The organism is Nostoc sp. UHCC 0302 (genome assembly GCF_038096175.1).
In the GTDB taxonomy this organism is placed as follows: Bacteria; Cyanobacteriota; Cyanobacteriia; order Cyanobacteriales; family Nostocaceae; genus UHCC-0302.
The window spans coordinates 3,797,463-3,809,837 of sequence record NZ_CP151099.1 but is presented as its reverse complement, the minus strand read 5'-3'; the positions used below and the strand labels follow the sequence as shown (position 1 = coordinate 3,809,837).

Genomic DNA, 12,375 nt, shown 5'->3' with positions numbered 1-12,375 from the left:
TTGAAACTGCCCAATACCCAATGACATTAATTTCTTTGATTAAAAAGCGATGGTGGAGTTCCATTAGCAGGCGGGAAAGTTTGTAGCTCACCGCTGGTAGGAGTTGGTGTCGGTATTTCTGTAGGAGTTGGGGCAGGTGTCTCTGTAGGAACTGGTATCGGTATCTCTGTAGGAGTTGGCGCGGGTGTCTCTGTAATAGTTGGGATGGACGTGGGCGTAGCTCTAGGAATTGGTATTGGTGTCTGTGTAGGTGTTATTTCGACAGGTTTTTCTATTGCAACTTTGAGATTATAATCGCTTTGGGCTACTCCTGGACTCAAAGTTAACTCAATAGTGTGTCTACCAGTCACCACCAATATTCCTTCATAGGATGTTACTTGCTGAGAGTTATTATCAATCGGTTGTTGGTTAGGATCTAATACTGTTAGCAAAACGCCAGTTCCTTGGTCGAAAAATGTATTTAACTTGGTTCCGGCTCTTGCAAAAAATGTGTACCGAATGATTTGATTAGCTTTAATAGTATCTTCAGCCGTGGTTGTGTTAGATGTTCCAAGATTGAGCCGTCTAGTAGATATAACAGGTTCATCATTGGTAGGTGTGGGTGTAGACGTGAATGTACTACCACCAGAAATTACTGGTGAGGGGAAAGTTTGTGGTTTTGTGCCTTCTGGTGGTGTGTTTGATTGACTGCGAATAGAACTCACCAGCGCCCAAGAACCAAATCCCGCCAAAATGACGACAGCACTACCAATAGCACCGAGGGCCAACGGATTATCTAAAACTGAGCTACTACGGCTAGGTGGAACCACAGGAGCAGGAGCGCGTCTTTTAGGCGAAGTAGATGGTGGTACAGAGTTAGGGCTGCGTCCCACAGCGATTGTTTGTAAGTTGGACACTTCCGGCGTAATGATCGGAGGCTGATCTACAGCTTGCAAAGCTTGAGCTACATCAAGAGCATTTTGGTAGCGATCGCTTGGTAGACGATTCAACATTCGATTTAACACTAAAGCAAATCGCGGATTAACTCTTGCCCACCTTTGCCAATTCCAAGTTAATTCGTGTTCATCAAATAGTTCGCTTGGTTCTTTACCAGTTAGCAAAACTATGGCTGTAACTGCCAATGCATATAAGTCACTACTAGGATAAGCTTGTCCCGTTTGCATTTGCTCACTGGGAGAATAGCCTAATTTTCCCACAGTGGTGACTGGCCTTGTGCTATCTGGAGATAGCAATCGTGTTGCTAGTTCTTTTACCACTCCAAAGTCAATTAACACTGGCTTGGCGTCACTATCTCGCAAAATAATATTTTCTGGCGAAATATCGCGGTGAATAATCCCGCGGCTGTGAATATGCTCTAAAACTGGCAACAAAGAACGCAATAACTGCAATACTTCTGCTTGTGTAAAAGTTTGACCAACAGCTAGGCGATCGCTCAAAAGAGTTCGGTACGTTTTTCCCGCAACATAGTCCACCACCAAAAACAAGCGCTGGTCTTGCTCAAATCTTTCTCGGAATTTAGGTACTTGCGGATGTTCAATTTGATATAAAGTAGCAGCTTCCCGCCCAAAAAGCTCTTGCGCCTTCTCCCAAGCGGAGGCCTCTGTTGCTGTTGAAATTAGTTCTTTGATCGCGCAAAGTTCGTTAAAACGCCTTTGGTCTTCTGCAAGATAGGTTCTACCAAATCCTCCTTGTCCAAGAATTTGAATTATTCGGTAACGGTTTTGCAGGACAGTGCCAACAGTAATAGGTGATTGCATAATAGATTGATTAAGTTAAATAGCAACTGAGAAGCAATTCATCTCCAATCTGGAGATGAATTACCTAAAAATAAAATCCGTTGGTTGGAAACAACTACCGTCAGCAGCCCTCTCTACGGAAGCTTCATTAATACCGTCTGAATACATCCTAAGTAAATCTTGAAAGACTTGCTTAACTCTATTTTTGCATTCCGACCTCAGCGAAAATCTGTGAATATTGTGAGTAAGCTTACAATCACAACTAAAAATTTGCCTTATTGATTTGCCACAGCTTGCTGAGAACAAACAAGTTCTAGCAGCAATGGTAAATCCTACTGAACTTGACTTTTGACAACCAGCATTGTGAATTGACGTCCGTCCTTTGCTAAAACCCATCTGCGTAAAAGATTAGGGAATATACGGGGATTCTCGGATTTTATAGTATGAATTAGAACTTAAAATTAAGTCTACCAGTTTATTTATTTGTCGCTAGTATCATAGAATAATCAGCTACCTCTTAGGCGCTTAGTCATAAGTGTTCTATTAGCAAAGATCCAGCTTCAACATCACTTAAACCGTGAATAGGTTGGTTTCAGTTATAAATGAGTTAGCTAAAATCAGCAATCTAATACACCCATCTTTGACATACTAGGATTTTTACCTCAAGCAAAGTGGGCGGACTTAATGTTCAGTTAAACTATCAATAGTTTGTTTGTCAGAAGGACTAGACAATTAGCGAATGATAAATTTATCGAGAAATGTTTAAAGTTTGTATGAAAGCTTCAATAAAACTTACAGATGTTTTTTTAGGCTATTTTTCTGTTAAATCTGCTAAATATCTAGTGATAATATTGCCATGAATGCACATCGAGGATCTGCTGTGCTGAGTTCTGCAACTTTTAAACTGCAACCAGCTGCAACAGGACTGACTGATAATCATCGCCTGCGGCTTTTTTCTGGTTCTGCCAATGTACAACTGTCTCAAGAAGTTGCTCGTTATCTGGGCATGGACTTGGGGCCAATGATCCGCAAAAGATTTGCGGATGGAGAACTTTACGTTCAAATTCAAGAATCGATCCGAGGTTGTGATGTTTATTTAATCCAGCCATCTTGTCAACCTGTCAATGATCACTTAATGGAATTATTGATTATGGTTGACGCCTGTCGTCGAGCTTCTGCACGTCAGGTTACGGCAGTAATTCCTTACTACGGCTATGCCCGCGCTGACCGGAAAACGGCAGGACGAGAGTCAATAACTGCCAAGTTGGTTGCTAACTTGATTACTCAAGCCGGAGCTAACCGTGTTTTAGCAATGGATCTGCACTCGGCTCAGATTCAAGGTTATTTCGATATACCCTTTGACCATGTTTACGGTTCGCCAGTATTGCTAGATTATCTAGCAAGTAAAGAACTACCTGACCTCGTGGTTGTTTCCCCCGATGTTGGAGGTGTCGCAAGGGCTAGAGCATTTGCGAAAAAGCTGGACGATGCCCCCTTGGCAATTATTGACAAACGTCGTCAAGCGCATAACGTCGCGGAAGTGTTGAATGTTATCGGCGATGTTAAGGGCAAAACAGCAGTATTGGTGGATGACATGATCGACACCGGCGGAACAATCGCGGAAGGGGCGCGATTGCTGCGTGAAGAAGGAGCGCGTCAAGTATATGCCTGTGCAACTCATGCGGTGTTCTCTCCACCAGCGATTGAAAGATTATCCAGTGGTCTGCTTGAGGAAGTGATTGTCACAAACACGATTCCAATCCCAGAAAGCGATCGCTTCTCACAACTAGTAGTGCTTTCAGTCGCTAATCTGCTAGGGGAAACTATCTGGCGGATTCATGAAGATACTTCAGTAAGTAGTATGTTCCGCTAGTAAACAAAAGACTGTAACTATTGTTACAGTCTTTTATAAATAAATATGAAGCATGAAGGATGATACTTTTCAGCCTTCATGCTTTATGGAATACTAATGCTTCCAACTCTGAAACTACCCGTTCTAATTCTGCAACCAGCGCAGTGGTTTTAGTCTGCTTAAAGACCTTCACAAGCTCACGATAATACCACAGAGTACCTTCTTTGCCCCCCTGAAAGCGTTGCCAGAGTGATTCCCCTAACACGCGATAATCTTTGAGAATCGATTGGGCATTGTAGAGCTTATCAGCAGATGCTACAAGTAGCACCGAGGCGGATGCTGTAGGAATATGAGCGATATATTCTTCCTTGCGCTGTCGCCAAGGGGGTTTAGGCGTCGTGTCAGCGTCAGTACAACCATCCACAATAGCTGTTACATTGTCACCAAAGCGGCGGCGAATTTCTTCTCGTGTTGCAGCACCGCCTTGATCTTCGATAGCGTCGTGTAACAGGGCGGCTATAGCTTCATCTTCATTTGCACCATATTCTAAAGCAATACTGGCGACACCTAATAAATGAGCAATATAAGGCACGCCTGAACCTTTACGGACTTGCTTGGCGTGGAGTTGTGTAGCGTAGGTAAGGGCTGTGGTAAAGCGTTCTGAGAGCATTTTATAAAAGGAATCAGGAGTCAGAAGAACTCGACCGATAAAGGGATATGCCAATTTTAAAACAAACTGCAAAGGTCACAAAAGTCAAGGGAAAGGGGCAGAAGCCATAGAATATGAGCTTAAAATTGAAGTATCCATCAAGCTGGCTAAGGCATCATCATGAACAGCGAAAAAGTAACATTGCAGTCTTTGTACACTGTCACTGATGAAGAATTAATGCAGATGAGTTCACAAAACCCAGAACTCCGCTTTGAACGCAATGCAGATGGAACCTTAGAAACTATACCTCCAACTGGTGGAATATCTGGAAATAGAGAAATAAAAGCAGGAGCTTATTTGTTTAATTGGGTAGAAAGTCAGAATCTTGGTGAAGTATTCGGCCCAACTACTGGTTTTAGATTAGCAAATACTGCTGTGCGATCGCCTGATGCTGCTTTTATTGCTAAAGGACGCTTACCAGAAGGTTGGGATCAGCAAGAAGACAAATTTATACCTTTAGCACCCGACTTTGTAATTGAAATTCGTTCTAAAAATGACAGCTTGGCAAAACTTAAAGCCAAGATGGAAGAATATATCGCAAATGGTGTGAAGTTGGGATGGTTAATTGATAGTAAAAATCAGCAAGCTTTAGTATATCGCCAGGATGGTTCAATTACACAGTACCCGGCTACAGTAATTTTGAGTGGTGAAGATGTTGTACCTGGGTTTACCTTAGCTTTAGCTAAATTATTGTAAATCTTTTCTAATAATTAATTACAAACAATAACCTACATTTGCTGAGATTAATTCAGGAGTAATTGTTTATGGCACTATCAACTAAAATATCTTCTAATCATTCCTTAGCAGAGTTTCTAAAATTGCCAGAAACCGAACCAGCTAGTGAATACATTGACGGACGCATCTACCAAAAACCAATGCCGCAGGGAAAACATAGTATTATTCAAACTGAATTATCATCTACTATCAATCAGGTTGGTAAATCACAGAAACTCGCTTTAGCATTAACCGAGTTACGCTGTACCTTTGAGGGACGTTCCTTAGTTCCAGATATTGCAGTGTTTGAGTGGTCACACATCCCAACTGATGAAGATGGAGAGATTGCGAATCGGTTTGACAGCTACCCAGATTGGACTATTGAAATCCTATCACCAGACCAATCTCCTAACCGTGTGATTAACAAAATTATTTTTTGTATTAATCAAGGAACTAAATTAGGTTGGTTTATTGACCCTAATGATAAATCTGTAATGGTATTTAAACCAAATAAGCTACCAGAAGTTAAATATGATACTGATATATTACCTGTTCTCGATGTGTTAAGTGATTGGCAGATACAAGCAGCAGATATTTTTAGTTGGTTAAAAATTAAATAATTAAACTTAACCACATTTAAGAATTTTACATGATTAAACAAGCGGTTTATCAGGTTTAATACGATTAATTATGCAAGTTAAATATGAAACAGCTTCCCAAAAGATAAATTTTGTTATTTGGTAAAATTTAAATACTAATAGTCTAGAATTTCCTTAAAAATACTCTTTAAATCTGCGTCAGCGGGCCGTTTTGCAAATTGCTCGTGGCTATAAATCCACACAAGCTTGATTACACAATCAGTTGTATTAATTAAATACATCAATCTGATTTGTCCAGAAGCTCCTTTGGATACCTTCAACTCCAGCTTGTGAAATGACCATCCTGGAGGTAATTCAACTTTTCCAGGTAAAGGTTCATTACGAGAATTAATAGGATACTGATCTTCAATTAAATTTTCTAAAACTTCTGCGATACAGGTAACAAAATCTGACCTATAAGCCTTGGCGAGTTTTTTGAAAGAACGGTTAAAATTATCGGATTTTTCAATCGAGAAGGGAGTTGAGCCACTCATGCACTTCTCCTTTGTGAATACGAGTTGATGATTCCGAAGTAGAAGCGTCCTTTAAAACTTCGCGCATTACGAGTTGATATGCAGGATGGTCACGCTCTATTTGGTCTAGTTTCTGATATCCCAGTGCTTTTAAGTCCTCAAGAAGAATTGGCTCAGTTGAGCTAGCTTCAGGTAGCAACCCCTTACGCGCTTTCTTCCAAGGAAACTCCAAGTGGGTCATATCACTTAGTCGATAAGCATGGTAACCACCAAAATATTCCCATACTTCTTCTAGAAGCTGTTTCTTTTCATCAGGTATTTCTAATAGTGATTCTTGACTAGGAATAGGTAATTGTTTAGCTTCAAATTCACTATAAAATTTGTAAGCAGGAGGACAAACAGGGCCATAACGCCATGCTTGTATTTCTTGTTCAAACAATGGCTCATCATACATCGCCAAATGTAAGCTTTGTGCATAGTACAGAAGCTTTTGAACTTTCATATTGGTCATTTCTGCTTCCATACTATCTTCATAAGCCCTTGCGATGAAGTAGCGAGCTGCATTTAGACAATCAATCATACTCAGACTCGCAAATCAAAATAGAGTAGCTATTCTAGAACTTTTTAAAGGTCAATTACAAATAATATTGTAGCTTAAATTTACTAATATAGTACACATATACTATAAAAATATAAATCTAGTAGTTCACGACATCAAAGCTTAACGAATTAATACTTTTTCGCTAGTCTCTCTACCTGCATTTACCAGTCATTTGTGGGTTGTGTATTAATGTCTGTTGCAATACTGTAAGTTTCACAGCAGCCCCAAAATCTCTGATTGTACATAATTAATACCTTGCAATCGATAACAGTTCCCAGCTAGTTTAATTTCTTACCTCAGCAGCATTAATAAAAACTCTCTGGAATTGTGACGATTACGCTAGAATTATTAAAGGTTCTTTACAGAGTTTGCTAATCATCCCCAATTCTGTTAAAACAGCCTCGCATACAAATGTAAATCTAACAAACCCCTCAAGAGTTCACCAAAAGCCTCTATGACGCTCCCAATTCGTAACGTCGCCATTATTGCCCACGTTGACCACGGCAAGACCACCCTGGTTGATGCACTCCTCAGACAGTCCGGCATTTTCCGAGAAGGTGAAGACGTTCCGGATTGCGTCATGGACTCCAACGCTCTAGAACGTGAACGGGGTATTACTATCCTGTCCAAAAATACAGCGGTTCGCTACAAAGACACGCTCATTAATATTGTCGATACTCCTGGACACGCTGACTTTGGTGGCGAAGTTGAACGGGTACTTGGCATGGTTGACGGATGTCTTCTGATTGTCGATGCCAACGAAGGCCCCATGCCCCAAACACGCTTTGTGCTGAAAAAAGCTTTGGAAAAAGGGTTGCGCCCTATTGTTGTTGTTAATAAAATCGACCGTGGCCAAGCTGACCCCCACGTTGCTGTTGATAAAGTTTTGGATCTGTTCTTAGAATTAGGAGCAGATGAAGACCAATGCGATTTTACCTATCTGTTCGCCTCCGGTATGGGAGGTTATGCCAAAGAAAGCATGGAAGCAGAATCGGTAGATATGCAACCTTTATTTAATGCGATTCTGCAACACGTTCCACCACCAGTAGGCGACGTCAACAAGCCTCTGCAATTGCAAGTCACAACCCTAGATTATTCTGAATACCTGGGACGGATTGTCATTGGCAGAATTCACAACGGCACTATCCGTGCTGGACAGCAAGCGGCATTGATAACAGAAAATGGCACAATTGTCAAGTCCAAAATCTCTAAGCTGATGGGCTTTGAAGGGCTGAAGCGTGTGGAGATGGAAGAAGCCAGCGCAGGTTATATTGTCGCGGTGGCTGGCTTCGCTGATGCTTACATTGGGGAAACAATTACTGATCCAAATGAACCGCAAGCTTTGCCACTAATTAAAGTAGATGAACCAACCTTGCAAATGACCTTCTGGGTGAACGATTCGCCCTTTGCTGGTCAAGAAGGCAAGTTGGTGACATCACGGCAAGTGCGCGATCGCTTATTCCGCGAACTAGAAACCAACGTTGCTTTGCGTGTCGAAGAAACCGATTCTCCCGATAAATTTCTAGTTTCGGGTCGTGGAGAACTCCACTTGGGTATCCTAATCGAAACCATGCGCCGGGAAGGTTTCGAATTTCAAGTATCTCAGCCACAAGTAATTTACCGCGAAGTCAACGGTCAACCTTGCGAACCTTACGAACTCCTGGTGTTAGATATTCCTGCTGATGCAGTGGGTAGCTGTATTGAACGCCTGGGACAACGTAAAGGCGAAATGCAAGATATGCAACCAGGTAATGGCGATCGCACTCAGCTAGAGTTTGTGATTCCCGCCCGTGGCTTGATTGGTTTCCGGGGTGAATTCATGCGGATGACTCGTGGTGAAGGCATCATGAATCACAGCTTCTTAGATTACCGTCAACTTAGTGGTGATATTGAAGCCCGTAATAAAGGTGTTCTGATCTCCTTTGAAGAAGGTGTTTCTACCTTCTACGCCATGAAAAACGCTGAAGATAGAGGAGCATTCTTTATTACTCCTGGGACTAAGGTTTACAGAGGCATGATTGTGGGAGAACACAATCGTCCTCAAGACTTGGAACTGAACGTTTGTAAGACTAAGCAGTTAACCAACCACCGCGCCGCTGGTGGCGATGAACTCGTGCAACTGCAAGCACCAATAGACATGAGCCTAGAGCGTGCTTTGGAATATATCGGCCCAGATGAGTTGGTGGAAGTTACACCTAAATCTATTCGTCTGCGTAAGATGTCGAAGAAGTTAGCGAAACGCTAAGTAAAGGAATAACTTAATTGATTTAGAAAGTCCGCTCATGCGGGCTTTTTATTTTGTAGTAATAAAAAAATGAATATCTTAATACCTGAGTGGGTAACATAACACTGTGTAATTCATTGTGTTCACTGTCTGGTGTATATATATGTCGTGGGATTCTACAGTCTTTAGTATCTGTGCTTCAGGTAATTCTTGGTTATGGGCTGCTTGGAGTACCATTGATGATGCTTATAATTTTCTAGAAAAGCCTGAAAAGCAATTAGAGATTGATTGCTTGTTTTTTGCTGAAGCTCCTACTAAAGAAAATGCAATAAAAACAGCTCGTAACCTATTAGGTTCTCACATTAAACAAATAGGCAACGAATGGGCAGCAGAAGTCTATAAAGAGGTTCAGAAGCAACCTCACATTAATGCTAATCAACCTGAAGTAGTCACTAATGAGCTTCAGCTATGTTTAGATCAACTTCATTCATTAACTGGACTAAGTGCTGTCAAATCTACCGTTCAAGAGTTGGTAAATATTGCAAAAGTAGCCCAGATGCAAGCTCAAGCAGGTATAAAAGCTCCTTCAATCACTAGACACCTCGTATTCACAGGAAATCCCGGAACAGGCAAAACCACAGTAGCTAGGATTTTAGGCGAGATATACAAAAATCTTGGTGTTCTATCAAAAGGCCATTTTCTTGAAGTGGACCGGACTAATTTAGTTGCAGAATACTTGGGACAAACAGCACCCAAAACAGCAAAAGTAGTTGAATCTGCTCTTGGTGGTGTACTTTTTATTGATGAGGCTTACTCCCTTGTTCCAGACGGACGCGGCGATATGTACGGACAAGAGGCAATCAATACTCTTTTAAAAATGATGGAAGACCACAGAGATGATCTGGTAGTTATTGTTGCAGGATATAAAGGGGAAATGTCTCGATTTATTGAATCTAATCCTGGTCTAAAGTCCAGATTTGCAAGGTCGATTCATTTTGAAGACTATTGTCCGTCCGAGTTAACCGAGATTTTTAAAGTCAGGTGTGAACAGCACGGCTATCTGTTCTCAGAGAAGACTTTGGAAGGAGTGCGTCTCTTAGTTAATCAATTTGAACATCAAATAGGAGAACTTGGAAATGGTAGATTTGTGAGAAATATCTTTGATCGTTGTATTGCTATTCAATGTAACCGTTTAGCAGCATTAGCCCAACCATCAAAAATAGACCTCAAAACCTTTCAACCTGCTGATGTTCCCACTCATGAGCAACTGGCGCAGTATCTTCTTTGAGAATGTCAGAGTATCTAGACCTTAGTGGAAGCATATTTTCTTATACATGGCACTCAATTTGAAAAGTGATTACTCAAATTCCTGAATAGCAACTGTTGAGCATCACAAGGTGTAGTCTTAAGACTTGGTATCATTAGTAAAATATTACCTGAACAAACAAGTGCCTCGGAGTGATATCGACCGTATCAGAGAAAAGATTAGACTCCGCCAATATGATATGTCAGCCCATGCAATGGAAGAAATGGCTGAGGATATGCTGACGATTTTAGATGTGGAAGAGGCGGTTCTGAAAGGTCAAGTCATTCGAGTTGAAAAAGATGACCCAAGAGGAACAAAATATATAGTAGTAGGAACTGCATTAGATCAACAAACGCCTGTTGGGATTGTTGGGCGTTTCGCAAGCACTGGACGTTATCTGATTATCACTGTTTATGAAGTCACTAAGCTTGAGGGCTAGCCGTATGTATGGATATAGATGTGAGTATTGCGAAGGAACCGTTCAACCCCGAACTGTCAAGCGGGAGGCATTTAAACATAAAGATGGATTTGTCATCCTTGAAGATGTAACAATCGGTGTTTGTGATACGTGCGGCAATCGGTACTACTCAGCTGATATTCTTCATGCGGTTCATGCTGTTGCAACTGGAGCGAAACTCCCTGAAAGAACCGAACTAATTCCGGTTACTCATCTAGAATCAGCATAATCAACGTTGCGTAACGTTAACTCGTCAAGTTGTCAGTAAAGATATAGTTAAAAGGTTAGCAGTAGGAAGCGATCGCTAATTTGCAGCACAAATTTATAGTATGATCGCCTATTAATTCCATCAGGACACGAGACAAATGTGATCGCATTGCACCCTTTTGATACGCTTGTCTTTAGCAAAACTTAGGAATACTGTGAATTTCCGGTGATGTTGGGTTAAAAAGGAAACTATGAAAATCATTAAACCCATCACCAACTGGCTAGAAACCCGCGCTTGTACTCCTACATACAGCGGTTATGTACTAGCAATAATTGCTATTTGTTTTTTTGGGGCTGCTATTAATACGATGGCAGGCTGGCTTTACGCTATTAGCGGCGTTAGTCTTGCCCTTTTAGGTGTAGCGGCTGTCTTACCACCGCGATCGCTCATTGGTCTAACTGTCCATCGCCATCCTATCCAGCCTGTGTCAGCAGGAGACGAACTGACTGTAGAATTAGAAATCTGCAATCAGACAAAGCAGCCTGTAAGTTTGCTACAAGTTGAGGATATACTGCCTTTTGTCTTAGGTAAACCAGTACACAGGGCAATTGAAACAATAAAGAGTCAAGGCAGTTATCGTTGGGTATATTACCAACCCACCCAGCGCCGGGGAGTTTATCGTTGGCATACAGTCGAACTAGCAACTGGTGCGCCCTTGGGATTGTTTTGGTGTAGCCGTCAGCGTGACTGTGCAGCAACAGCAATTGTTTATCCTACCGTGTTACCCCTTGCTACCTGCCCCTTAGTCGATGAAATGGGGCAAGAAGAGAGCAAAAGAGGCGACCCCCGTGGCAAACCCTTGCAGACAGCAACAACAGGGCTAGTGCGATCGCTGCGTCCCTATCGTATAGGAGATCCTACTCGTCTAATCCACTGGCGTACCAGCGCCCGTTATGGAGAGTTACGAGTGCGGGAATTAGAAATAGTTACAGGTGGACAAGAGATCATAATCGCCCTTGACAGTGCCGCTAATTGGCAAGAAGAGAACTTTGAGCAAGCAGTAATTGCTGCTGCCTCGTTGTATTTTTACGCACAACGCCAGCAGATGCAAGTGCAATTATGGACAGCATTTACAGGTTTAGCTAAAGGCGATTCCGTTATTTTAGAAACCCTAGCTGCAACCACTCCTTTAGAAGATACCAGCACAAAACTTCCTGAAAACTACCCCTTGATTTGGCTGACTCAAAACCAACAAAGCATCTCTTCTCTGCCTCAAGGCAGTCGTTGGGTTTTGTGGCAAAATAATTCTTCACCAGATGAACAAGGGGTAATCAATTGGGATTACCCTGGGATCATCGTGCAAAGTGAGCAGGCACTGCAACCCCAGCTGCAAAAAACATTACGTTAATGATTAATCTAAATCTTATCTATTTCAAAAACTAATTCATGCTCACAAG

Annotated in this window: 12 protein-coding genes; 8 read left to right on the top strand and 4 right to left on the bottom strand. The window is 41.7% G+C overall.

The features are described 5' to 3' along the window. Positions 1-26 precede the first annotated feature (26 nt). Positions 27-1,757, bottom strand: coding sequence for a serine/threonine-protein kinase (locus WKK05_RS16525; RefSeq protein WP_341530685.1), 1,731 nt, complete (start codon positions 1,755-1,757; stop codon positions 27-29). Positions 1,758-2,592: 835 nt separating this feature from the next. Between WKK05_RS16525 and WKK05_RS16520 the strand changes: the two genes are divergently transcribed. After that, positions 2,593-3,609: a ribose-phosphate pyrophosphokinase gene (locus tag WKK05_RS16520; RefSeq protein ID WP_341530684.1), complete on the top strand. Its 1,017-nt coding sequence runs from the start codon at positions 2,593-2,595 to the stop codon at positions 3,607-3,609. 76 nt (positions 3,610-3,685) lie between these two features. On the opposite strand, the gene WKK05_RS16515 is transcribed toward WKK05_RS16520, so the two are convergent. Next, positions 3,686-4,258: an HD domain-containing protein gene (locus WKK05_RS16515; RefSeq protein WP_341531101.1), complete on the bottom strand. Its 573-nt coding sequence runs from the start codon at positions 4,256-4,258 to the stop codon at positions 3,686-3,688. 159 nt (positions 4,259-4,417) lie between these two features. Here WKK05_RS16515 and WKK05_RS16510 point away from each other — a divergent pair, with 159 nt between their 5' ends. After that, complete coding sequence (locus WKK05_RS16510) at positions 4,418-4,993, top strand: Uma2 family endonuclease (RefSeq protein ID WP_341530683.1); 576 nt, start codon at positions 4,418-4,420, stop codon at positions 4,991-4,993. A 68-nt stretch (positions 4,994-5,061) separates the two neighbouring features. Further along, positions 5,062-5,631 carry a Uma2 family endonuclease gene (locus WKK05_RS16505; RefSeq protein WP_341530682.1) on the top strand — a complete coding sequence of 190 codons (570 nt, stop codon included), beginning with the start codon at positions 5,062-5,064 and terminating at the stop codon, positions 5,629-5,631. A gap of 134 nt (positions 5,632-5,765) precedes the next feature. On the opposite strand, the gene WKK05_RS16500 is transcribed toward WKK05_RS16505, so the two are convergent. Further along, positions 5,766-6,143, bottom strand: coding sequence for a hypothetical protein (locus WKK05_RS16500; protein WP_341530681.1), 378 nt, complete (start codon positions 6,141-6,143; stop codon positions 5,766-5,768). Next, complete coding sequence (locus tag WKK05_RS16495) at positions 6,115-6,702, bottom strand: type II toxin-antitoxin system antitoxin SocA domain-containing protein (protein WP_341530680.1); 588 nt, start codon at positions 6,700-6,702, stop codon at positions 6,115-6,117. Before WKK05_RS16495 ends, WKK05_RS16500 begins: the two co-directional genes overlap by 29 nt. Positions 6,703-7,177: 475 nt before the next feature. Between WKK05_RS16495 and typA the strand changes: the two genes are divergently transcribed. The 5 genes from typA to WKK05_RS16470 all read left to right on the top strand — a co-directional run bounded on the left by typA (position 7,178) and on the right by WKK05_RS16470 (position 12,326). Then, on the top strand, positions 7,178-8,968 hold the full coding sequence (gene typA, locus WKK05_RS16490) for a translational GTPase TypA (RefSeq protein ID WP_341530679.1): 1,791 nt from the start codon (positions 7,178-7,180) through the stop codon (positions 8,966-8,968). Between the two features lie 142 nt (positions 8,969-9,110). Further along, on the top strand, positions 9,111-10,235 hold the full coding sequence (locus WKK05_RS16485) for an AAA family ATPase (protein WP_341530678.1): 1,125 nt from the start codon (positions 9,111-9,113) through the stop codon (positions 10,233-10,235). A gap of 160 nt (positions 10,236-10,395) precedes the next feature. Continuing rightward, entirely contained in the window at positions 10,396-10,692 is a 297-nt protein-coding gene (locus WKK05_RS16480; protein ID WP_341530677.1) for a DUF4258 domain-containing protein, read from the top strand. 4 nt (positions 10,693-10,696) lie between these two features. Then, positions 10,697-10,939: a YgiT-type zinc finger protein gene (locus tag WKK05_RS16475; protein WP_341530676.1), complete on the top strand. Its 243-nt coding sequence runs from the start codon at positions 10,697-10,699 to the stop codon at positions 10,937-10,939. A gap of 229 nt (positions 10,940-11,168) precedes the next feature. Beyond that, positions 11,169-12,326 (top strand): DUF58 domain-containing protein, encoded by a 1,158-nt coding sequence (locus tag WKK05_RS16470; RefSeq protein WP_341530675.1) that lies wholly within the window; start codon positions 11,169-11,171, stop codon positions 12,324-12,326. The last annotated feature ends 49 nt before the right edge of the window (positions 12,327-12,375 follow it).